Source organism: Kitasatospora sp. NPDC040550 (genome assembly GCF_055594965.1).
The window spans coordinates 128336-150852 of sequence record NZ_JBVIWC010000001.1; the positions used below are offsets into that span (position 1 = coordinate 128336).

The 22517-nt window shown below is 76.1% G+C and carries 18 protein-coding genes; 8 read left to right on the plus strand and 10 right to left on the minus strand.

The window, feature by feature from the left end; genetic code table 11:
- Positions 1–14: 14 nt before the first annotated feature.
- The 5 genes from ACZ58X_RS00595 to ACZ58X_RS00615 all read right to left on the minus strand — a co-directional run bounded on the left by ACZ58X_RS00595 (position 15) and on the right by ACZ58X_RS00615 (position 7579).
- Complete coding sequence (locus ACZ58X_RS00595; protein ID WP_470331458.1) at positions 15–3077, minus strand: bpX6 domain-containing protein; 3063 nt, start codon at positions 3075–3077, stop codon at positions 15–17.
- Positions 3074–4747 (minus strand): hypothetical protein, encoded by a 1674-nt coding sequence (locus ACZ58X_RS00600; protein WP_470331459.1) that lies wholly within the window; start codon positions 4745–4747, stop codon positions 3074–3076. The genes ACZ58X_RS00595 and ACZ58X_RS00600 overlap by 4 nt, the downstream gene beginning before the upstream one ends.
- 118 nt (positions 4748–4865) lie before the next feature.
- On the minus strand, positions 4866–5354 hold the full coding sequence (locus ACZ58X_RS00605) for a bpX5 domain-containing protein (RefSeq protein WP_470331460.1): 489 nt from the start codon (positions 5352–5354) through the stop codon (positions 4866–4868).
- Positions 5351–6640 carry an AAA family ATPase gene (locus tag ACZ58X_RS00610; protein ID WP_470331461.1) on the minus strand — a complete coding sequence of 430 codons (1290 nt, stop codon included), beginning with the start codon at positions 6638–6640 and terminating at the stop codon, positions 5351–5353. Before ACZ58X_RS00610 ends, ACZ58X_RS00605 begins: the two co-directional genes overlap by 4 nt.
- Positions 6641–6673: 33 nt before the next feature.
- Positions 6674–7579 (minus strand): LysR substrate-binding domain-containing protein, encoded by a 906-nt coding sequence (locus ACZ58X_RS00615; RefSeq protein WP_470331462.1) that lies wholly within the window; start codon positions 7577–7579, stop codon positions 6674–6676.
- 124 nt (positions 7580–7703) lie between these two features.
- Here ACZ58X_RS00615 and ACZ58X_RS00620 point away from each other — a divergent pair, with 124 nt between their 5' ends.
- The 8 genes from ACZ58X_RS00620 to ACZ58X_RS00655 all read left to right on the plus strand — a co-directional run bounded on the left by ACZ58X_RS00620 (position 7704) and on the right by ACZ58X_RS00655 (position 15298).
- A complete protein-coding gene (locus ACZ58X_RS00620) occupies positions 7704–8774 on the plus strand; it encodes a bile acid:sodium symporter family protein (protein ID WP_470331463.1) in 1071 nt (356 codons plus the stop codon).
- Positions 8775–8997: 223 nt separating this feature from the next.
- Positions 8998–10254, plus strand: coding sequence for an SLC13 family permease (locus tag ACZ58X_RS00625; protein ID WP_470331868.1), 1257 nt, complete (start codon positions 8998–9000; stop codon positions 10252–10254).
- 66 nt (positions 10255–10320) lie between these two features.
- On the plus strand, positions 10321–10815 hold the full coding sequence (locus ACZ58X_RS00630) for a universal stress protein (protein WP_470331464.1): 495 nt from the start codon (positions 10321–10323) through the stop codon (positions 10813–10815).
- 269 nt (positions 10816–11084) lie between these two features.
- Complete coding sequence (locus tag ACZ58X_RS00635) at positions 11085–11663, plus strand: hypothetical protein (RefSeq protein ID WP_470331465.1); 579 nt, start codon at positions 11085–11087, stop codon at positions 11661–11663.
- A 231-nt stretch (positions 11664–11894) separates the two neighbouring features.
- The gene (locus tag ACZ58X_RS00640; RefSeq protein WP_470331466.1) at positions 11895–12833 is read left to right on the plus strand and encodes an ABC transporter ATP-binding protein; all 939 of its coding nucleotides are present in this window, start codon (positions 11895–11897) and stop codon (positions 12831–12833) included.
- Positions 12830–13576 carry an ABC transporter permease gene (locus ACZ58X_RS00645; protein ID WP_470331467.1) on the plus strand — a complete coding sequence of 249 codons (747 nt, stop codon included), beginning with the start codon at positions 12830–12832 and terminating at the stop codon, positions 13574–13576. Before ACZ58X_RS00640 ends, ACZ58X_RS00645 begins: the two co-directional genes overlap by 4 nt.
- 7 nt (positions 13577–13583) lie before the next feature.
- A complete protein-coding gene (locus ACZ58X_RS00650) occupies positions 13584–14699 on the plus strand; it encodes a sensor histidine kinase (protein WP_470331468.1) in 1116 nt (371 codons plus the stop codon).
- The gene (locus tag ACZ58X_RS00655) at positions 14696–15298 is read left to right on the plus strand and encodes a response regulator (protein WP_470331469.1); all 603 of its coding nucleotides are present in this window, start codon (positions 14696–14698) and stop codon (positions 15296–15298) included. Before ACZ58X_RS00650 ends, ACZ58X_RS00655 begins: the two co-directional genes overlap by 4 nt.
- An 89-nt stretch (positions 15299–15387) precedes the next feature.
- Here the strand turns inward: ACZ58X_RS00655 and ACZ58X_RS00660 are convergent, their stop codons facing one another.
- From ACZ58X_RS00660 to ACZ58X_RS00680, 5 genes are all read right to left on the minus strand, one after another.
- Positions 15388–15588 (minus strand): hypothetical protein, encoded by a 201-nt coding sequence (locus tag ACZ58X_RS00660; RefSeq protein ID WP_470331470.1) that lies wholly within the window; start codon positions 15586–15588, stop codon positions 15388–15390.
- A gap of 126 nt (positions 15589–15714) precedes the next feature.
- Positions 15715–16821 (minus strand): thiopeptide maturation pyridine synthase, encoded by a 1107-nt coding sequence (locus ACZ58X_RS00665; RefSeq protein ID WP_470331471.1) that lies wholly within the window; start codon positions 16819–16821, stop codon positions 15715–15717.
- Positions 16818–19220, minus strand: a complete 2403-nt coding sequence (locus ACZ58X_RS00670) for a lantibiotic dehydratase (protein ID WP_470331472.1) — start codon at positions 19218–19220, stop codon at positions 16818–16820. The genes ACZ58X_RS00665 and ACZ58X_RS00670 overlap by 4 nt, the downstream gene beginning before the upstream one ends.
- On the minus strand, positions 19217–21082 hold the full coding sequence (locus ACZ58X_RS00675) for a TOMM precursor leader peptide-binding protein (protein ID WP_470331473.1): 1866 nt from the start codon (positions 21080–21082) through the stop codon (positions 19217–19219). Before ACZ58X_RS00675 ends, ACZ58X_RS00670 begins: the two co-directional genes overlap by 4 nt.
- Positions 21083–21095: 13 nt before the next feature.
- Complete coding sequence (locus ACZ58X_RS00680; RefSeq protein ID WP_470331474.1) at positions 21096–22517, minus strand: nitroreductase family protein; 1422 nt, start codon at positions 22515–22517, stop codon at positions 21096–21098.

Consider the following 22517-nt stretch of genomic DNA (forward strand, 5'->3'; position numbering starts at 1 on the left):
CTGGAAAACCTCCGTCAGCAGGCCGTGACCCGCAGGTTGGCCAGCAGCTCCGTACCGTCCGCGCGCACCGCGAACACCCGCCCGCTGCGGTGCCAGCAGGTCACCGCCCCGGCGTGCACGCGCAGCCGGAGCGAGGGGTCGGTCACCGCCCCGGGCAGCAGGGCGGTGAAGGCGGCCCCGGAGGCGCCCCCGACGGTGGCCCGCAGGCCGTCCTCGGAGCGCTCGGTGAACGCCCAGTGGGCGCCGTCGGCGCCGAGCACCACCGGGGGGCCGGTGACGGTCTGCTCGGCGCTGCCCCGGCCGGTCCAGCGGAGCACTTCGGTGCCGGGGGCTTCGCCGGGGCGGGCGGTCAGCAGCCGTCCGTCGGCGAGCGCCACCCGGTCGTCGGCCTCGTCGAGCTCGACCTGCTGCCGGGCGCGCAGCTCCCAGCCGGGCTGGTCCCAGCGCCACAGTTCGGTCAGTTCGGCGGTGTGGCCGCCGGCCCGGGTGTGGACGACCACGGCGCAGCTCGCGGGGGTGCGGGCGATCCGGCCCACGGCCTGCTGGTCGTCGCCGAGTTCGCGGTGGACGACGGTCGGGCGGGTGGCGCGGGTGTCGAGCACGGCGATGCCGTCCTGGTCGACGGTGAGCAGGTGGCGGCCGTCGTAGGAGGGGACGATCGCGTGCACCCGCAGGGCCGTCCACCGCTCCACCCGGCGGGTGGCGAGGTCGAGCCGGAACAGTTCGCGGACCGCCCCGTAGCGGGCGACCAGCAGCGCGGTGCCGCCGTGGTCGGCGACCACCAGCTGCTCGGCGGGCACGTCCCAGCGGGCGCGGGTCCGGCCGTCCGGGCCGAGCAGCCGCACGCCGGCCTGGCCGCAGGCCACCAGCACCAGGCCGGAGTCCAGCCGGGCCGCGTCCAGGACGGGCAGGGTGCCGGGGCGGTCGGCGGCGGTGACGGTGAGCGCCCCGCCACGGCCGGGTTCGCTCCGCCGGGGCTTCGGCAGGTCGGCGACGGCCAGCGGGTCGGCGCGCTTCGACAGCCGGGTGTGGACCGCGCTTCGGGAGCGCACGGCGGCGCGGCCGGGCAGTCCGCCGGCGCGCACCAGGGAGCGGACGGCGAGGGTGGCGAGTTCGCGGTCGACGGCCGGGTCGGCGCACCGCAGCTCGGCGAGGGCCGCGAGGGCGGCGCCCTGCCCGGTGGCGCCCGGCTCGGTGGCCCCCGGCTCGGCCCCGGCGAGCAGGCCCCGGACGGGCTCCGCGACGTCCTCGCCCAGGGCGAGCAGGTGGACCAGCGCCCGCCCGCGGGCCGCGCCGCCGAGCTCGGCGGCCTCCCGCAGGTCCGGCAGCACGCCCGGGCGCAGCGTCTCGTCCGGCCAGGCGGCCTCGACCGCGCCCAGCCGGTCCCCGGCCCGGCGGCGGTGGTCCACCCAGGCGGAGCGCAGCTCGCGGGCGGCCGCCGGGTCGGTGGCGGTGAGCCGCTCGACGGCGGTGGCGAAGGCGCCGCTCCGGTGGGCGATCCGCACCGCCCGCTCCCGGTTCCCGGCCCGCCAGTGCAGCCGGACCACCAGTTCCGCGGCCAGGCCGCGGCCTTCGGCGAGTTCGGCGGCCTGGGCGGTGCGGCCGTGCCGGTCCAGCAGGGCGACGGCCTCGGCGGGCGCGGCCAGCAGGTCGGCCAGGACGTAGGCGGCCTCGTCGATCCGCCCGTCGCGCTCCAGGGCCTCGGCGGCGTCCCGGTAGAGGCCGGTCAGGTATGCGTGGACGGTCGGGCCGCTGAGCGGGAGCGCCGTCGGCGCCCCACCGCGCTCCTGGGAGCTGGGCCGCAGGGCGCCGGCGAAGCGGTCGGGCAGGCGCAGGGTCAGCAGGCCCTGCTCCGGACCCGCGTCGGTGCCGGAGAGCCGGATCGCGTCGCGCAGGGCGTCCTCCCAGCGGCGCTGCCGGAAGGAGCGGGAGAGCTGGTGCAGGTAGCGGGCGTGGCGCTCCCTGAGGAGCGCCCCGGCGGGGCTGCGCAGGGCGAGCCGGGCCAGCCACTGGCCGCGCGGACGCCGGGGCGGACGCTGCCGGGCGGGGGCGGCCGAGGCCGTGCCGGTTGCGCGGACGCCTCCGGTGCGCTTCGCCGCCGCCTCCTGGGCGGTGCGGACGCGTTCGGCGAAGGACGGGATCCTCGGCAGCGCCAGCAGGGCGCCGCCGACCGCCCCGAGGAGCGTCAGCAGGATCCCGCCACCGAGGTCGCCGGCCACCAGGGCGAGGACGCCGAGCGGCAGGCACAGGGCGAACGGCACGACGGCCGCCCACCACGCCCGCGCGTCGACGGTGCCGCGCGTCGCCGCGCCACGGGTGCCGGGCCGGACGGGCCGGCCGCTGCCGCCGCGCCGGTGGGGCCGGACGGCCGGACGGGCCCGGGAGTACCAGCGGTACGTCAGTCCGGCGGTCGCGCCGACCGCCACCGGAAGGACCATCACGGGCGCCTTGGGCACTCCTGTCGTCACGACCGAGGCCAGGAAGGACAGACCCAGCGCGCACACCAGGCCGGTCACGGCTCCGGAGATCCGGCGCGCCCTCGCGGCGCCCGGACCCGGCCCGCCCAGCAGCCGTCCGGCCCGCCGGCTGCGCCCGGGGATGCCGGCCACGGCCCGTAGGTCCACGGCGGCCGGGCGTGGCAGGTCCGTCCCGACCGGTTCGGCTACGACGGGGGTGCCGACCGGCCCCAGCCGGTGGAGGGTGAGCCCGTTCAGGTCCAGCCACTCCGAGGGGTCCACCGGCCGCAGTTCCGCGATGGCATGACGATCCGTCAGTCCACCCCTGGTGAGGACGAGTTCACCGGGCCGGCCGGTCTGTCCCGGGCTCGCCGCCAGGGCCTGGCCGACCAGGTGCAGCGGCGCGCCGGGGGCCCGGTCGGTGCGGGTCCGCACCGGCTCGGCCAGCCGCAACAGCCAGCGACCGTCCGGCAGTTCACTCAGCCGGGCACCGTCCTGCCAGTGCGCGAGGACGCGCTCGGCCGCCTCGGCGGCGCCGATCAGTGGCACGTCGAGGAGGAACCCGGCCGCGTCGACCACTGGGGCGCCCGCCGCACGGTTGCCGGTCGGGGAACTGCTCATCGGTCGGTGCTCCTGATCACGGCGTGGGTGCGCCCGTCGGTCGCGTTCGCGACCACCACCCGGCCCGGGCGGGGTTCGGCGGCGAGCAGCGGCAGCCAGGGATGGACGGCCGGGGCGGTCGGACCGCCGGAGAGCGCGGTGAGCGTGCGGACCCCGTCGGCCCGGACGGCGCGGACCAGCCCCGCGGCCCGGGTGCAGGTGATCAGGACGGGTTCGAAGCCGTCCTCGACCAGTCCGATCACCTCGGTCTCCCCCTCTCCGAGGCGGATCCGGCGGTGCTCGCCCCGGCCCGGGCGGACCTCCCAGGTCCGCCCGTCCTGCGACCAGCCGACGGCACCGCCGCCGTGCACCAGGTGCGGTGCCCCGGCCGCTTCGGCGGGCGGCGGGACGGGCGACAGCCGGGGTTCTCGCGCACGCCGGAACGGGTGACCGCCCTCGGTGGAGACGACCGGTCCGTCCTCCGACACCCGCCCGCCGCGCTCGATCCGGCGCCAGCGGCCGGCCACCGGCAGCACCAGGGCGTCGCCCTCGCGCAGCAGCGGCAGCACCGGCCGGGCCATCAGCTCGGCGAACTCCGGGGAACCGGTCTCCGGCAGGCCGACGGTCGCCGACTCGATCCGGTAGCCGTCGGAGCCACTCAACGCCCGCCCGCTCACGTGGAGTTCCAGCCGGTCCTCGCGCGCGCACAGCACCAGCAGCCGCCCGCTGGTGCGCCCGGCCGCGATCACCGGGCCGAACAGCTCGTGGCGGCGCGGCCGGGCGGCACCGTCGGGGGCTCCTCCGCTCGACAGCCCCAGGGCGATCAGCACCTCGGCGCGCCGGCCCCGGGCCAGCAGGGTGGCCGCGCCGGTGGTGAACGCGGGCAGCGCCCCGCCGACGGCGGGCAGCTGGGCGTCGAGCTGCGCGGAGGCCCGGAAGCCGCGGCCGCGCAACGCCCGCACGGCGACCCCCACCGGGGGCAGCGGCAGCTCGACGGCCGACCCGCCGTCCACCCGGACCGTCACCCGCGCGACGCCCGTCGCGCTCCAGCCCGCCTCCTCGCTCGCCACCGTGCGCCGCCGGGCGGGCAGCCGGGCCGCCAGCCGGGGCGAGGTGAGCAGCCAGCAGTGCGCGGCCGGGTCCAGCGCCCGCTCCGCGTACCGGACGTCCTCGGGTTCGGGGTCGGTGTGCTGCCGGGCCTCGAGCCAGCGCGGCAGCAGTTCGGCGAGGTCCCCGCCGATCAGCCGCCCGGGCGGGTCCCCCAGGACGCCGACCAGCAGTTCGCTGCCCCGGGCAGCCGCCCGGCGGTGCAGCACGAGCAGCGCGGCCAGTTGGACCAGCCGCGCCGCGCCCGCCTGGGCCGGTCCGGCGTCCACCAGCACGACCACCTGGCCGCGGCTCTCGGGGGAGCGCAACTCGGCTTCCAGCTCCAGGAGTTCACCCTCGCTCCAACGGCGCAGGAACTCCTCCGGGTACTCCTCGGCGAGCAGCCACTCGGAGGGCAGCAGCCGCTCCGGCCGTCGGCCGCGGGCCAGGCCGCCGTAGCCGTCCGGCTCGCCCTCGGACCCGGCGACGGGCTCGTGCGCGCCGATCAGGGCGTCCAGGCGGCGCAGCAAGGGGCCCAGCGCGGTGGCGAGTTCGGGGGTGAGCGCGGACAGCGTCCCGGCCCAGGACGCGAGCGCGGCGGTCACCGGCCACGCACCCGAGCCGGTCGGCCGGGCGGGCGGACCAGCTCCACCGTCTCGACCGTCGCCCCGCTGCCCACGCTTGCGCTCCGCTCCACGTCGTACCGCTCCACCGTCCAGATCCTCACTGCTCGCGCACCCGTTCCGCGCCGCTCCGCGCGACGCCTCCTCCCGGCTCCCCGCTGCCGGGCGCCACGCTGCCGGGCTCCCCGCTGCCGGGCACCACGAAGCGGTCCAGGTCCGCCGGGCCTCGGCCGGGCGCCGGCCGGTCGCCGACCAGCGCGTGGCCGGGGACGAGGACGCACAGCTGTCCGTCCGCAGCCCCGAGCGCGACCCGCCACAGGGCCGCGCCGGGCTGCGGGCGGGCCGTGGTCGGGAGCAGCACGCCGTCGTCCTCGCCCAGGTAGCGGGCGCCGTCGGCCCAGGGCAGGTCCGGCGCCTCGCCGAGGACCAGCAGCGCCGTCCCGTCGGCCGCCACGGCCAGCCGGTGCCCGGCCGCCAGCTGGGAGCGCGTCGCGGTCGCGAGGGCGGGGACGGCGGTTCCGAGGGCGAGGACCGCGACCGGATCCAGCGGTGGTTCGCGGCGCTCCCAGCGGAGCGGGACACCGGTCACGAGGGTGCGACCGCCGCGCCCGCCGTGGCCGCCGCGCCCGCGCTGACGACCGTATCCGCAGAACCCGCCGCACCCGCCGTGACCGCCGCGACCAGTCCGGCCCGGAGCCCGGCCAGCGGCGCCGGCAGGTCGGCCGGGTCGAAGCCCGCGTCGATCTCGCGCAGCACGGCCTCCAAGCGCAGCCGGGAGTCCCGACCGTCCGGCAGCCCGCCGTGTTCGGCGAGCAGCGCGGTGCCCGTCCGCAGCAGGCGCTCGGCGCGGGCCGCGGTGCTGCGGGAGAGTTCCTCCGCGGTGTGCGCCAGGCTGCGGTTGGCGGCCCGGTCGATCAGGTCGGCGAGGGCCTCGCGGGCGAGCGCCTGGGTGTCGGCGGTGGGGGCGATCAGTGGGAGCACCCAGAGGTCGCGGGCGGAGGCGGCGGTGCGACCGTCCAGGACGGCGGCCGCGGCGACCAGGTTCTGCGAGCGCACGGCCCGCCGGTCGCTGACCGGGACGCCCGCCGAGCGCAGTCGGCGCAGCGCGGTGGCCAGCAGCGGGGTGACGGCGTCGAGGTCGCAGCGGCGGGCGGCGGCGGTCAGCCGGTCGAGGGCGCCGAGCAGGTCGCCGGTGACGGCGGGCGCGGCCGGGCGGCGGCCGGACTCCAGGAGTTCCTCCAGCCGGGCGTCGACGACGGGTTCGACGAAGAGCCGGGCGAGGAACCGGTCGGCGAAGGCGGCCAGCGCCGGGTCCTCGGGCAGGTGGTTGGCGGCGCCGACGCAGATCCGCAGCGGACTGGCGAGCACGGTGCCGCCGCGCCGGAAGACCCGTTCGTTGAGCAGGCCGAGCAGGGTGTTCAGGACGGCGGTCGAGCCGAGGAACACCTCGTCCAGGAAGGCGATCTCGGCCTCGGGCAGCATCCCGGCGGTCTCGAACTCGACCCGGCCCTCCCGGAGCCGGCGCAGGTCGACCGGTCCGAACAGTTCGTTGGGCTCGGTGAAACGGCCGAGCAGGTACTCGAAGTACCGCCCGCCGAGCTGCGCCGCGACCCGCCGGACCGCCTCCGACTTGGCCGTCCCGGGCGCGCCGACCACCAACAGGTGCTCCCCGGCGACGGCGCACAGCGCCACCACCTCGGCGACCGTCTCCCGGCCGACCATGCCGCGCCCGGCGGCGGACACGGCCGCGGCGACGAGCTCGGCGTCGGCGGCCGGGGGCCCCTCGGCCGGCGGCGCGCCGGGCGGTACGTCGGCGCGACCGGGCGGTACGTCAGCGGGGCCGGGTATCGGAGCGGCGGCGGTGGTCTCGGTCACGAGCACGGGAGTCTACGTTGCCCCGCGCGCCCCTCACCAGCGGGTTTCCCCCGGAGCCGACGCCTCCGCCGCCGTGGGGGCGCGGTGCAGCCGGAACGCGTCCGCGAGGACCGCCCGGGCCAGTGCCCGGGCCGGGCCGCGGGCCGTGGTGCGTCCCGTGGTGAGGGCGAAGTCGGTGGTGCCCAGGTCCGGCAGGCCCGCCTGGTCGGGCACCGGGCGCAGGCCCGGCGGGATCAGGCTACGGGCGTGCGGCACCACGCCGAGGCCGGCCAGCGCGGCGGCCCGGACCCCGGACAGGCTGGTGCTGGTGCAGGCGATCCGCCAGGGGCGGCCGTCGCGTTCGCAGGCGTCCAGGGCGCGGGCCCGGGTGATGCTGGGCGGCGGGTAGACGATGAGCGGCAGCGGCTCCGCCGGGTGGTCGAGCCGGTAGTCCTCCGCCGCGACCCACACCAGCCGGTCCTGCCAGACGAGTTGGCCCTGGGTGTCGCCGCCCGGCGGGCGCTTGCCGAGGACCAGGTCGAGCCGCCCGTCGGCCAGCTGCTCGTAGAGCACGGCGCTCAGCCCGACGGTGAGTTCGAGGTCGACCTGGGGGTTGCGCCGCCGGAAGCCGCGCAGGATCTGCGGCAGCTCGGTGTGGACGAAGTCCTCCGAGGCGCCGAAGCGCACCCGCCCGCGCACCTGGGTGTGCGCGAAGTGGCCGAGCGCCTGCTCGTGCGCCTCCAGGATGGTCCGGGCGAACCCGAGCATCGCCTCACCTTCACCGGTGAGCTGCACGGTGTGGGTGTCCCGGAGGAAGAACCGCCGCCCGGCGGCCTCCTCCAGCCGCCGTACGTGCTGACTGACCGTCGACTGCCGCAGGCCCAGCCGTTGGGCGGCCCGGGTGAAGCCGCCGGTCTGGGCCACCGCGAGGAAGGACCTCAACTGCACCGGATCGAACATCCGGCCACCCTATCTGCTGATATCACGAATCATGATGACAGTGAGTGCGGTCAGCGGGATTCCCACTCACCCGGACGGACGGCAGGCTGGGGCCGTCCCACCCGAACCACCAGCGCGGAGAACCATGCCTCGCCCGAAGACCCCGATCCGCCTCCCCACCCGCCTCCCTGCCCGCCTCCGGATGGACCCGTTCATCGCCTCCCTGCTCGCCACCGTGCTGGTCGCCGCCCTGCTCCCCGCACGCGGCGCCGCCGCACCGCTCGTCTCGGACGCCGCCGCCGGCGGGGTCGCCGTCCTGTTCTTCCTCTACGGCGCCCGGCTCTCCGCCCGCGAGGCCTGGGACGGCCTCAAGCAGTGGCGACTGCACGGCACCGTGCTCACCGTGACCTTCGTCCTCTTCCCCCTGCTCGGGACGGCCGCCCACCTGCTGGTGCCGACCGTCCTGACACCGCAGCTCTACCAGGGCCTGCTGTTCCTGACCCTGCTGCCCTCCACCGTGCAGTCCTCGATCGCCTTCACCTCCATCGCCCGCGGCAACACCGCCGCCGCGGTCTGCAGCGCGACCTTCTCCAGCCTCCTCGGCATCCTCCTGACCCCGCTGCTCGCCGCCGTACTGCTGCACACCAAGGGCGGCGTCTCGGCGGGCACCGTGCTGGAGATCGCCGAACAACTCCTCCTGCCCTTCGCCGCCGGGCAGGTGCTGCGCCGCTGGACCGCCCCCTGGATGGCCCGCCACCGCGCCGTCCTCGCCCTGGTGGACCGCGGCTCGATCCTGCTGGTCGTCTACAGCGCCTTCGGCGCCGCCGTCGTCGGCGGGATGTGGGGCACGCTCTCGCTGCCCCGGCTGGGCGCCCTGCTGGTGGTCGAGTCCGCGCTGCTGGCACTGGTCCTGACCGTCACCCTGCTGGGCGGCCGCCGGCTCGGCTTCGACCGGGGCGATCTGATCGCGATCGTCTTCTGCGGCTCCAAGAAGAGCCTGGCCGGCGGCGTCCCGATGGCCGCCGTCCTGTTCCCCGGCGCGGCGGCCGGGCCGATGGTGCTGCCGCTGATGCTCTTCCACCAGGTGCAGCTGATGGTGTGCGCCGTCCTCGCCCGCCGCTGGGCCGCCGAGTGGGCCGCCGAGGCCGCGTCGCGGCCGCAACGACAGGACACCCCGCAGGCAGCCCCCGCCGTCCACCGGACGGCGGCCCGATGACCGCTGCGGCGCGTCCCGCCCGTCGGGGGTGGGCAAGGCCGACGACAGGGGCTCGATCCGTTCGGCTCGGCTCCTTCCCGCCGGATCCATCGCGCCGGGACCACCCCGTCCACCCCGTCCACCCCGTCCACCCCGTCCACCCCGCCCGGCCCGAGGTGCCGTGGTCCGGGTCGCTCTGGTTCGATGGTGGCCGCCGTCACCACCGTCTTCGAGGAGCAGGGCCCTGAGTACGTCGTTCGCAGAAGCGCTGTCCGTCGGCCTGCTGGTCCTGGTGCTGGTGTGCGCGGTGGCCCGGCCGTGGGGGTGGCCGGAGGCGGTGGTCGCGGTGCCGGCGGCGGGACTGGTGGTCGCCACCGGCGCGATCCCGTCGGCGCACGCGGTGGCCGAGGCGGAGCGGCTCGGGCCGGTGATCGGGTTCCTGGCGGCCGTCCTGGTGCTGGCGCAACTGTGCGACGACGAGGGGCTGTTCCGGGCCTGCGGGGCCTGGATGGCCCGCACCGCGGCCGGGAGTCCGCGCCGGCTGCTGGCGCAGGTGTTCGTCGTCGCGTCGGTGATCACGGCGGTGCTCAGCCTGGATGCCACCGTGGTGCTGCTGACGCCGGTGGTGTTCGCCACGGCGGCCCGGCTCGGTGCCCGTCCCAAGCCGCACCTGTACGCCTGCACCCACCTGTCGAACACCGCCTCGCTGCTGCTGCCGGTCTCCAACCTGACCAACCTGCTGGCCTTCGCCGCGAGCGGGCTGAGCTTCACCCGCTTCGCCGCCCTGATGACGCTGCCCTGGCTGGCGGCCGTCGCCGTGGAGTACGTGGTGCTGCGCCGCTACTTCGCCGGCGACCTGGACGCGGGCACCGCGACCGGTGCCGAGGTGGCGGCGCCGGAGATGCCGCTGTTCGCCCTGCTGACGGTGGCGGGCACGCTGGCCGGCTTCGTCCTGACCTCGGTCGTCGGCATCGATCCGGCCTGGGCGGCGCTGGCCGGCGCGCTGGTGCTGGCCGTACGGGCGCTCGTCCGGCGCCGCACCACCCCGGTGGCGATCGTCCGCTCCGCCGCCGTGCCGTTCCTCGCCTTCGTCCTCGCGCTCGGCATCGTGGTCCGAGCCGTGGTGGACAACGGGCTGGCCTCCGCGCTCGGGCACCTCGTCCCGTCCGGCACCTCGCTGCCCGCGCTGCTGGGCGTCGCCGCGCTGGCGGCCGTCCTGGCGAACGTCATCAACAACCTGCCCGCGACGCTGGTGCTGCTCCCGCTGGCCGTCCCGTCCGGTTCGGGCGCCGTCCTGGCGGTGCTGCTGGGGGTGAACATCGGCCCCAACCTCACCTACGCCGGCTCGCTGGCCACGCTGCTGTGGCGGCGGATCGTCCGCGAGCACGACACCGAGATCGGCCTGGGCGAGTTCACCCGGCTCGGGCTGCTCGTCGTGCCCGCTGCCCTGACGCTGTCCGTGCTGGCACTGTGGGGGTCCCTGCAGATCCTCGGAGCATGAGCGTCTCGGTGCACGAGCATCTCGGACCATGAGCATGAGGAGGCCGAGCATGAGGAGGCCGACGCCGTGACCGTCGTCGTCTGGATCGCCGAAGGCACCTGGCCCGCCTGCGTGGACGCCGCCCGCGTCCACGCGCCGCAGGACGCCCGGATCGTCCTGCTGCATGTCACCGGCCAGGACGTCCCCGGCGTCGCCCACGGTGCCTTCGCCGGTCTGCTGGGGCGCGGCCACCGCGAACGCGACCCCGGCGACCAGGTGGAACACCTCGCCGCCGCCTCCGCCCGGCAGCTCCTGGACGCCGCCGCGGACCGCCTCGGCCGCCCCTGCACCCGGCTGGAGCGCACCGGCCGCACCGAACGCGAGGTGGTCACGGCGGCCGAGGGCGCCGGGCTGCTGGTCCTCGCCCGGGACGGCGACCGCTCCCGGCTGGGACCGCACAGCCTCGGCCCCGCCACCCGCTTCGTCGTCGACCACGCCCCCTGCCCCGTCCTGCTGGTCTGGCCGGAGCCGGCACCGGGCGCCGACACCCTGCCCCCTCCCCCGCCGCACCACCGGCGTTAGGGCGGAGGAGGACGCCGCCGCGGTGGGGGCGCCTCTCGGCCGACCGAGGTTCGGCACCCGACGTGAGCTGCCCGACGGCCGGCCCCGGGTGGGAGAGCCGGAGGCAGCCGCCCGGGGCCGCGCCGCCGCGGGGGTGGCCGGTTCGTGCTCACGCGAACCCCACGCGATCTCCGCAGAAGCACCGCGCCGGACCGGTGTCGCGAGCGGGGCGGATCTGCGTAGGCTCCGCAGACACCCGGCACGGCACGCGGGCACCTACGGAAGATCGAATGAGTTACTGCACGCTCTGCCAACGACATCTCAACGGCGCGCTCTCCTGCCCCGGCTGCGGGCGGCCGCAGGAGGCGCTCCCGCCGCAGGAGCCCGAACGCCCGGTCGCGGCCGCGCCCACCGCGGCCCCCGCACCCCGGCGGGCCCGGCGGCGGACGGGCCGACGGCGCGGCGCCCTGTTCGGCCTGGTCGCGCTCGGTGCGACGGCGGGCGGACTGGCCACCGCGGTGGTCGCCTTCGGCGAGGGCGACGGCTCCGCGGTTCCGCTCCCCCCGGGCGGTGCGACGGCGTCCACGTCGCTGGTCGCGCCGTCCGCCCGAGGGCCCGTCAGCGCTCCCCCGACGGCGTCGGCCGCGCCGAGCACGGCGAGCTCCCCGGCGCAGCCGTCGGTCGCCGCCACCCGGCCCAGCCCGTCGAGGACGACCGCCGCCCCGTCCCGCCCGGCGGCCCCGGTCGAGCCGTCCGCACCCCAGCCCACGACGCCCGGCACGGCGCCGCCCACCCGGCACTCGCCCGGGCCGACCGCGACGGCAACGCCGACGCCGACCTGCAAACCCGTCCTCTTCTGGTGCGCCTGAGCCTTCGCGGCCGCTCCGAGGCCCCCCGTTCCGCTCGCCCCGTACGCCCGTCCGGGGCGGTCGGCATCCGTGGTCCTCGGCCCCTTGCCGGTTCACCTGCCCCCGCTATAGTGCGAGCACCCCCGATCCCCCTTCCGGGATCCCCCGGTGAGCTGGGATGACTTTCGTCATCTCGGGATGGTGACAGGGCGGCACTGCCGAACACGGTCACCGGACGGGAGTCTGGTGACCATGGCAACGACACAGGCGGTGCTGACGGCCGAAGGGCTGCGGTACCGGTACGGAGAGACGGTCGCGCTGGACGGTGTGGAGCTGCGGGTCGGCCCGGGAGAGTGCGTCGCACTGCTCGGCCCCAACGGGGCCGGGAAGTCGACCCTGGTGGCGCTCACGGTCGGTCTGCTCGCGCCGCAGCAGGGGACGGTGCGGATCCTGGGCGGCGACCCGCGCCGCGCGGCGACCCGCCGTCAACTGGGCGTGGCGCAGCAGACCTTGGGCTTTCCGAACACACTGACCGTGGACGAGCTGGTGCGCGGCGCCGCCGTCCGCGGCGGGCTGCGGGCGGCGGCGGCCGCTCCGGTCCTGGCCGAGCTCGGGCTGACCGAGCTGGCGCGCCGGCGGGTGTCCAGGCTCTCCGGCGGCCAGCGGCAACGGGTACAGCTGGCGATGGCGCTGGTCACCGAGCCGGCGCTGCTGGTGCTCGACGAACCGACGGTCGGTCTGGACACCCGGGCCCGGCGGCACTTCTGGGAGGTCCTGGCGCAGCGCCGGGCGCAGGGCGCCGCGGTGCTGGTGACCACCCACCTGATCGAGGAGTCCGCGGCGGTCGCGGACCGGGTGGTGGTGCTCGACCGCGGCCGGATCCTGGCGGACGCGCCGCCGGAGGAGCTGGTGGCCCGGCTGCCGGACCGCACGGTGACCGTCCGGACGACCCTGGACCAGGGCCGGCTGGAGCGGCTGCCGGGCGTGCTCCGGGTCGGCCGGGAGCGCGGGTCGGTGACGATCCAGACCCGCTCGCCGGAGGACCTGTTGCGCGTGCTGCTGGACCTCGACCCGGAGCTGTCGGAGCTGCGGGTGCAGGACGCCGGCCTGGCGGAGGCCGTGGTCGCGCTGACCGACGACGGTGAACTCCCGGGCCGCACCGGGACTCAGGAAGGCAGGGCGGCGGCGTGAACGTGGTACTGGGGCGGGTCTTCCGGTCCGAGCTGAGGGACGAACTCCGGTCGATCGTGCGGGAGCCCGCCTCGTTGTTCTTCGGCGTCCTGATGCCGGTCGGGTTCTTCGTGCTGTTCAACCTGCTGTACGGGCAGGGCGCCGTGCAGGGCCTCTCGGCCGGTACGGCGATGGTGGCCACCTTCGGCACCTACGGCGTGATCACCGTCGCCTCCCTGCAACCCGGGGTCGGGGTCGCCCAGGACCGGGACCTCGGCTGGCTGCGGATGAAACGGGTCTCCGCGGTACCGGTCTGGATCAGCCTGGCCGCCAAGGCCACCGCCGCGCTGCTCTACGGGGTGGGCGTGCTGGCGCTGATGGGGGTGGCGGCGGCGGCCTTCGGCACGCTCCACGCCTCGCCCTGGGCGCTGGTGCGGGTGGCGGTGGTGCTGCTGCTGGGCACCGTCCCGTTCACGCTGTTCAGCGTGGCGGTCGGCTTCCGGTTCCGCCCGGGGGCGGCGGTCGCGTTGCTCAACGCGGTGCTGTTCCCGCTGGCGGTGCTGTCCGGGTTGTGGATCCCGATCCGGCTGCTGCCCTCGGTCGTGCGGCAGATCGCCGAGTTCCTGCCCACGTACCACCTCGCCCAACTCGGGCTCGCCCAACTCGGTGACGGCGCCGCCCTGGTGCACGTGCTCGCCCTGGTGGTCACCACGGCGGTGGCGGCGGGTGCGGCGTCGCTCTCCTACCGGCACGCGCGGATCTGAGGCGGCGGTGAGCGACTTCGACGGCACCGCCTCCCGGTCCGTGGCCGAGCGGCTGCGGACCTGGGAGTGGGTCTACCTCGGCTACCTGCTGTTCATGCCGGCGCAGCCGTACTTCTCGCCGGAGCCGGACTGGTGGGAGTGGCCGCTGGCGATCACGGTGTGCGCGGCCACGGTGCTGCTGTACGCGTTGGCCCTGCTGCGGGGGCGGTCGGCGTGGAGCGTCTGGGCCTCCGTGGTGCCGATGGCCCTGCTCGGCGCGCTGGCCACACCGTTCAACGCCGCCGCGAGCGTGCTGTTCATCTACGCCGCGGCCGCCGCGGGCAACGCGCTGCCCTGGCCCGTCGCCCGGCGCTGGTTCGCCGGCCTGACCGTACTGGACTGCGTCACGGCGCTGCTGTCGCAGGTGCCGCTCCCCTACCGGCTGCTGGGCTTCGCGTCGGCGCTCGTCATGATCTGGGTCGTCGGGCTGCTCGAACTCGGGCAGCGCGACCGGCGGCAGGAGGCGGAGAACCAGCGGCTGCGCACCTCGCAGGTGGAGCTGCTCGCCACGCTGGCGGAACGCGAACGGATCGCGCGCGACCTCCACGACCTGCTCGGGCATTCGCTGACCGCGGTGGTGATGCGCGCCCAGCTGACCAAGGAGCTGGTGCTCGCCGACCCGCAACGGGCGCGCGCCGAGGCCGAGGAGATCGAGCGCAACGCCCGGGAGGCGCTGGCCGCCGTGCGCAGCACGGTCACCGGCTGGCGGCGGACCAGCATCCGCGCGGAGCTCGAAGTGGCACGGCGTACGCTGGCCGGGACCGGGGTGACGTTGCGGGTGAGCTGTGACGAGGAACCGGCCCTGCTCGCCGCGACCGAGCACGAACTGGGGCTGGCGCTGCGGGAGGCGGTGACGAACGTGGCCCGGCACGCGCGGGCCGCCAACTGCCGCATCGGACTGGACACGGACGAGGAACGGGTGCGCTTGGTGATCGCGGACGACGGCATCGGCGGCGACGCCCCGGAGGGCACCGGGCTGACCGGGCTCCGGGAGCGGATCACCGGGCTCGGCGGCTCGGTGCGGCGCTCGGGCTCGGACGGCACCACCTTGGTCATCACGGTGCCGGTGGGGGTGGCCGGATGATCCGGGTGGTCCTGGCCGAGGACCAGGGCATGGTGCTGGGCGCGTTCGCGTCCCTGCTGGACCTCCAGGCGGACATCACGGTGGTGGCGACGGCGACCGACGGCGACGACGCGCTGGTGGCGGTGCGCGAGCACCGGCCGGACGTGCTGGTGACCGACATCGAGATGCCCGGCCGGACCGGTCTCGACCTGGCCGTGGAGCTGAACCGCCTCGGCGACCCGACCCGGGTGCTGATCGTGACCACCTTCGCGCGCAGCGGCTACCTGCGGCGCGCGGTGGACGCGGGGGTGGCCGGGTACGTGCTCAAGGACGCGCCGATCGGTGAGCTGGCGGCGGCGCTGCGCCGGGTGCACGCGGGCGAGCGGGTGGTCGCGCCGGAGCTGGCGGTGGCCGCGTGGGACGCGGCCGATCCGCTGACGGAGCGGGAGCGGGAGCTGCTGCGCGCGGTCGCGGACGGGGCCGGCAACGCCGCGATCGCGGCGCGCCTGTGCCTGGCCGAGGGGACCGTCCGCAACTACCTGTCCAGTGCGATGGCCAAGTTGGGCGCGCGCAACCGGACCGAAGCGGCCAAGATCGCGCGCACCCGCGGCTGGCTCTGACCGGCGTCCGTCACCGGTCGCGGTCGCGGTTCCGGCCGTCCCCCTACCTGTCGACGCGCCTCCGGTCGTCGCGCCTCCGGTCGTCGCGCCTACCTGTCGTCGCGGCTCCGGTCGCGGCTCCGGTCGCGCCTCCGGTCGCGGCCACCGCCGTTGGTGGTCGCGTACAGGGCACCGAGCAGCATCCCGCCCACCACGCAGACGGCGACGCCGATCGGGGAGCTGATCATGAAGCCGCCGACGACGAGCGCCGCGTAGACCATCGGTGCGGCGGTCCTGAGGTTCCTGTTCATCCGTCATCCTCCTTGGTTGCCCCGCGGTTCCCCACCCCGGGTTGCCTACCCCGGGTTACCTACCCCGGGTTGCCTACCCCGAGTTGCCCCGGCCGAGCACCCGGGACATGAATCCCCTGGTCCCGGTCACAGCCGACCGCCGCTGTCGACGAAACCGATCAGGTCCTCGATGCGGTCCATCGCCGTCACTCCGTACACGTCCTCGACGGCCCGGGAGACCACGTGGCAGATCAGGTTGCGTTCCAGCTCGCCGATGCCGAACCGGTAGGCGTTGAGGTACATCCAGTTGAGGACGACCCGGTACCGCTTGAAGGTGGTCCAGCCGCCGAGCTGGTCGGCCGCCGGCCGGTGGCCGCCGAGCACCCGGTGGAAGGGGCTGCGGTCCGACCAGGCGCTCCAGCTGGAGCCCCAGGCCTCCGGGTCGCCGTCCGGGTCGGTGTCGAGCGCCAACTCCCCGGTGCCGATCAGCCGGTCGGCCCGGTCGCGGTAGCGCAGCAGGGTGTCGAGGAGCTCGCCGGACCGCACCACGTCGTGGTGGTCGGTGGCCCCGGTGATCTCGACCACCCGCTGCCGGAAGGTCGCGGCGTTGGCCTCGTAGACCTGGTCGAAGCGGGCGCGCAGGCCGTCGGGCTGCTTCGCCAGGAAGGCGTCGGCGTGTCCGCGGTAGGACAGGTAGCCGTAGGTCACCGGCGGGAGGAAGCGGTGCGCCGCCGCGATGAAGAGGTCGACCGCGAGGGCCGTCTTCGAGCCGCCGGCGCGGATCCGGTCGAGGACGTCGAAGACGAGGTCGTTGGTGTCGACGTAGTAGTCGGCGAGCAGGTCGGCCGCGGCCGGGCCGCCGAGCACGTGCTCGCGCCGGTCGTAGGGCTCGGTCCCGACGCTGTTGTTGGGCGCCCAGGGGGTCAGCGGGCCGTGTTCGCGCTCCACCGCGGCGAGCCGGACGTGCTCGGCGTGCGAGGCCCGCTCGTCCAGGACCGCCGTCGACGGGTGCGCCCGCAGGTACGGCTCCAGCACGTCGGCCGCGGCGGGTGCGACCACGCCGTCGAAGACCTCCGCGCCCGCCTGGATCGCGATCCGCACGTGCGGCCCGCGCCGCCAGTGCGGCTGGAAGTACACCCGCCGCGCCGCCGGGGACACCGCCGCCATGAACGGGCGTACCGCGTCGAGCAGCAGATCGGTGCGGTCCCGGTCGTGGTGGAACACGTTCACCGTGCGCCACAAGGTCTCTGTCATTCCCGGTCTCCTCGGCAGTTGAGCTCGATGACGTATTCGGTGACTCTGGGCACCCCCTGGTGGTCGAGGAGCGCGGCCTCGGGCCTCGGCGCGACCTCCTGGAACACCGCCGCGTTCGCCGGGTCCCCGGCCAGTCGCTCGAAGGCCAGGACGAGTGGCGGTGACCCGATGTCGACGTACATCGGCTTGCGGCGTCGGTCGCTCGCGACCGACCCGTCCGCGACGACGCCAGTCGGCAGCACGGACACGAAGAACCGTGGGGGCAGGCCGAGTCCGGTCAGCCAGGTGGTCAGCAGGAGCAGGAAGTCCGCGTCGGACTGCCCGGCCGCGCGGCGTGGCAGCGTCCCCGGCTGGGCCACCCAGGTCGCCCGGCGGAGCACCACGCGTCCGATGCTCAGCCGCGGCGCGTGCAGCACCCGGCCCTGCCCGCTCCCGGCGCCCGCGTCGTGCTGGAGCGGCTGGTCGGGGCGCAGCAGCAGCGGGCTCTCGCCGAACGCCTCGACCAGCAGGGCCATGACCGGCGGGAACTGCCGCTCGTAGGACAGTCCGTTGTGGACCGGTCGGACGGCCGCGCCGTCGTCGAACAGGGCCGGCAGTCCGTCGCCGTCCAGGCCGACGGTCAGCCGGGCGGGCGGCGGGTAGTCGAGCCGGTCCGGCAGGGCGGGCTCGCGCTGGTTGAGCGAGGTGGCGAGGGTCTGGGTGAACTCCGCGTACGTCGGCGCGCCCGGGTACACCGTGTCGACCGGGAGCGGGTCCTCCCCGAGGCGGCGCAGCAGTCGGCGCACCTGCGATCGACCCCGGCCGAAGCCGGAGTTGACGGCGTTGACGATCAGCTCGTCGCCGTCGCGCTGGGCGTAGACGGCGACCGATCCGGGCGGACGCACCCAGGGGGGCAGCGCGTCCAGCACCTGCTCGATCCGCCGCCGGTCCGGCAGCGCGCGCCGGACCTCGGCGATCAGCTCCGCCAGTCGGCGCACCTCCGCGACCGGGCTGGCGGCCAGGACGGCGGTCAGCCCGGCCATGGCGAAGGCGACCGCGGCGGGGTGCAGTCGCCTGGCCTCGCGGCCGTCGCGGAGGAGTTCGGCGTAGAACCGGTCGAACGGCACCGGTGCCGCTGCGCCGAAGCGCTCCCGGACGAACGCGGCGATCGCCAGTTTGAACGGCAGCGTGCAGTCGAAGAGGGCGAGCAGCCGGCAGCCGAGTGCCAGGTCGTCCAGGGCCTCCTGCCAGGACGGCAGGCCCGCCTCGACCACGACTCCGGGGATGACCGACTGCTCGGTCACCACGTCCCGCAGTTTGCCGGTGATGCCGACGCCACGCAGTCGCCCGTGCAGCGCCTCCCCGAGCACGACGCGGTCGGCTCCCGCCGCGCTGCCGTACTCGCTCAGGCCCTCCCGGAGCGGGGCCAGCGCGGGGAGCCGCTCCGCCAACTGCCGCAGCGGATCGAGGCCTTGGTCGTCGAAGTCCGGCTGGAGCAGGAGCAGTCCGCTGGTCACGAGCGAGCGCAGGTATCCGGCCGTCCGCTCCGGCGGTGCGGGGAAGCCCGCCGCCAGCGCGGCGAGGGTCGGCCGGGTGGCGGCGGCGCGCAGGCAGTGCCGCAGCGGCGGGGTCAGCGGGAGGGTGAGGAGGTCCTCCGCCGGCGCGGGGCCGAGGAAGCGCACGGTGTCGGCGTCCAGGCGCGCGCTGGGGCTGATCCGGACGGTCGGCTCGGTCGCGCCGGTGGCCAGCGGGGTGAGGACCGACAGGTCGAGTTCGACGACCGACCGGGCCGGCTCCGTGCCGGCCCAGCGCAGGGCCGGCCCGTCCGGGACGAACCGGCCGAGGCCGCTGGCGGTGAAGGTGGTGAAGGGGCTGGTCCTGACGGCGGCGCGGGCGGCGTAGACGGCCAGTCGGATCAGCTCCTGCCGCCCGGGGCGGCGTCCGAGCACCTGGTGCAGGGTGGGGCTGGCGTGGGCGAGGCCCTGGTCGAACCGGGGATCCGCGCCGATCTCGCGCAGCCGGGCGTCGACCGCCGCGGCCGCTTCGGCGACGACGGTCGGCAGCTGCGCCCGACTGGCCCGGTACCGGGCCAGTCGGTGGCCGAACTCGGCTATTTCCGAAGCGAGTTCGGTACCGAGGGCGGCGGCCGTCCCGGGGTCGGCGAGCAGCCGGGCCGGGTCGCGCAGCTGGTGCACCGTACGGCGCAGCGCGACCAGCCTGGGCTTGGACGCGGGGTCGCGCAGGTCCCCGATCACGGTGTGGCAGCGCTCGGACAGCGCTCCGGCGCCGCTCCGCAGTTCGGCGGCCGTACGGGACAGCGCAAGCAGCTCGTGCCGCAGCCGCTGGTCGGCGAGGTGCTCGACCACGTCCGCGGGCAGGCCCGCGACGCGTACTCCGAAGGTGGTGGCGTGGGTGGTCATGGGAACGGGTGGGGGTGGGGGTTGAGGTCGGCTTCGGTCAGCGGGTGCGGCGCGTGGCCGAGCCGGTGGGGCACCTCCAGCGGCCGGGACAGCCCGGCGGTGCGGCGGTTGCGGTGCCCGAAGGTCATGGACAGGGAGCCGGGCACGATCACCTTCACGCAGTGCAGGCCGGCGGCCCGGTGCAGGGGCGAGGTCTGGTCGACGACCACGACGTCCATGCCGCCCGCCAGCATCCGGTCGACGGCCTCGGTCAGGTCGTCCCGCAGGTCGGCGTGGAGCGGCCAGGGGTTGCGGGCGATCACCTCGTCCCAGCCGGTCAGGCGGTCGCCGTCGAGCAGGAAGGACCAGCGGTCGAGGGCCTCGGGCGTCGCGTTGCCCAACGAGTGGTCGGTCATGATCCGCACCAGTTCGGGGTCGGTGACCATCCGGCGGGCCCGTTCCGCCTCGGCCGGGTACCTGGCCTGTTCCTGTTCGACGATGGGTGCCAGTTCGCCGAGGGCGGTGAGCACGGCGGCGACCGGGTCCAGGGCCGAGCCGCTGGTGCAGACGACCTTCGGCCGGGTGTCGTCGCCGGTGGTGTCCTGGGCGAGCACCCAGAACGCGCGGATCCCCTCGGTCAGGGTGATGTCGAAGGCCCGCACCCGGCAGCCGGTGCGCTCGATGCGTTCCGCGAGGAGCCGGATGCGCGGATCGGGCGCCCGGGCGAGGTCCACCTCGGGCACGGGCATCCGGGCGTACCAGGTCATCAGGAAGGCGTCGCGCTCGACGACTTCGAGGATCCCGTGCAGGATCGCCTCCTCGACGCAGCCGCCGAGCGCGCAGCCGTTGGAGATCTCGAAGGTGAAGGGCTTGTCCCTCCGCTCGCCCGTCCGGGCCCCCGGCCGGAACTGCGTCCGGTAGTACGCGTGGGTCTCCGGCACGAGCACCGGCCGGGCCCGGACGAAGGAGTACGCCCACACCCAGTCGACCACGGCGTCCTCGGTGAACGGCTGGTAGGCGCAGTCCGGCTCGCGGTAGCGCTCGGGGGCGAGCAGGCCGAGCGAACGCGGGTCCAGGGCGTCCCCGGCCAGTTCCGCGTAGCTGCCGCGCACGGCGGTCCGCTTGCCCCAGGGCCACTGGCCGCCGAGCCGCTCCAGTGCCTCGGCGACGGCGGTGGCCCGGCTGGAGGCGAAGTCCCGGGTGCGCCCGAACCCCGCCTCGCCCCGGTAGCCGTACTCGGACAGGACCGATTCGGTCAGCGGGACCATCGAGTCGCGCATGCCGCGCGGCGGGGCGACCACCCCGGTCTCGGCGTCCACGTAGAGCTCGGTGAGCCGGGCTTCGGAGAGTTCGCCGATCCGGCTGGCGCGGGCCCGGGGCTTGGGCCGGGAGACCGGCGCGATCACGGCGCGTTCCGCGGTGTCCTCGGGTAGGGCGCCGCAGACCGCGCACAGCGGGTCGGGGAGGAACGCGTGCCTGGTCAGCGACAGGTCGCGCAGGTCGAGGTACCAGCAGCGGTCCGCAGCGGCGCCCGAGTGCAGCACCTCGCGCACGGCCTCGGCGGCGAAGCCGGACAGCCAGCTCGACGCGCTGGTCGCGATCCGTTCGTCCGCGCGCAGTTCGGCCGTCCAGGGCGCGCGTTCGGGCGCGCTGGAGCGCCAGGTCTGCAGGCACCAGGCGCAGCCGGGTTCGCCGGGCCGCACCAGCGGGCCGATCACGACCCGGTCCAGCTCGGTCCACACCGGCAGCCAGGGTTCGCCCCGGTCGTGCGCCTCGGTCCAGCCGCCGGTGTCCCAGCCGTCGCGCGCCACCACCAGCATCGACGGCGGGCGCCGGGCGATCGCGTCGGCCAACAGGCCCTCGCCCAGGACGGTGTCGCTCACGAGCCGTTCCTCCTCACCAGGTCAGCCGGAACTCGGGGCGCGGCCCGGCCGGGTGCTCGGTGCCCAGCTGCGCCACCAGCAGGCTGCGCCTGCGCCCCTCCAGCCCGAACCAGGCGTCCAGCAGGTGGGTGAGCACGTCGTTCTGGATCCGGCCGGCCACGCCCACGGACGCGGCGGCCAGGCAGGCCCGGTGCAGGGCCGCTCCGGCGGCGGCCTGCTGGACGCGGTACCAGCGGGCACCGAAGCGCTCCTCGGCGGCCTCGGCGTCGCCCACCGGCAGCAGCCAGAGGTTCGCCGTGCGGGCGCCCTGCTGGGTCAGTGCGGCCAGCGCGGCCTCGCGGAGCCGCTGCCGGGGGTTGCCCTCGCCGACCAGCTCCAGCCGGTGCTCGTCGGGGAGGTAGCGGTAGGCACCGTCCGGGACTCCGGCCACGTCGGCGACGACGCAGTAGAACTCGACCAGACCGGCCGGCAGGTCCCAGTTCTCCTGCCGCCCGTAGGCGGTCAGGACGGTGGCCAGGGTGCCGATCGACATGGTGTCGGCCTTGAAGCCGCGCATGGCCGCCCGGCGGTTCCGGGTGCCGGCCCGCAGGTCCGCCTCCGCGTGCGGGAGGCTGATCCGCCCGGCCTCCCCCTCCCCGGGGGGCACGGTCGGCAGCGGCTCGGGGGCGGGGCGGCTCTGCCGGAGCACGGCCGCGTGCGCGGCGAAGGCGCGCGGGAAGGCGGCCAGCGAGGGGCCCTCGAACGCGGCGGGCACCGGGGCGACCAGCTCGACCACGGCGTGCACCCCCTCCGCCTTCGGGTCCAGCCCCAGCAGCTCGGCGACGTCGGCGTCGGGGAAGCAGAGCCGGGCCGAGGCGCCGTCCTCGGCCCCGACCACCAGGGCCTGGGCCACCTGGATGCCCGCTTCCAGGCAGGCGAGGCGGTAGTACATCTCGCCGTACTTGGCGGCCAGCCGCCAGAACACACTGGTGTGCACCAGGAGCGTGCCGGCCGGCCGGGCGGCCACCCAGCCGCGGTGGTCGCCGGAGCGCAGGCGCACCAGGTCGTGCCGGGCCGGGTCGTAGTAGTGGACGCCGGTCGGGACCTCCGAGTCGGGCCCGGCGATCACGTACCACTCGGCGCTGTACCGGGCGCCCCCCGAGGGCGTCGGGCGGCGGGTCACCAGCCACTGCAGCGGGTCGTCGTCCGGAATGGCCTCGAAGCTGTCGGTGAAGGGCAGCATGTCCAGCGGGGTCAGCCACTGGGCGCGGGTGATGCCGCCGAGCTCGGCCAGCAGCCGGCCGAGCCGGTGCGCGGACTTCTCCGGCGGCCAGGGCAGCGGATGCCTCTGCGCGCCCGGGTAGCTCTTGACCAGCCGGGGCGGGAACGCCTCCGGGTTCGCCACCTCCGTCGGCGTGTGCACGCTGTCCTGGTAGCGGGTCGCCTCGTCGCTCAT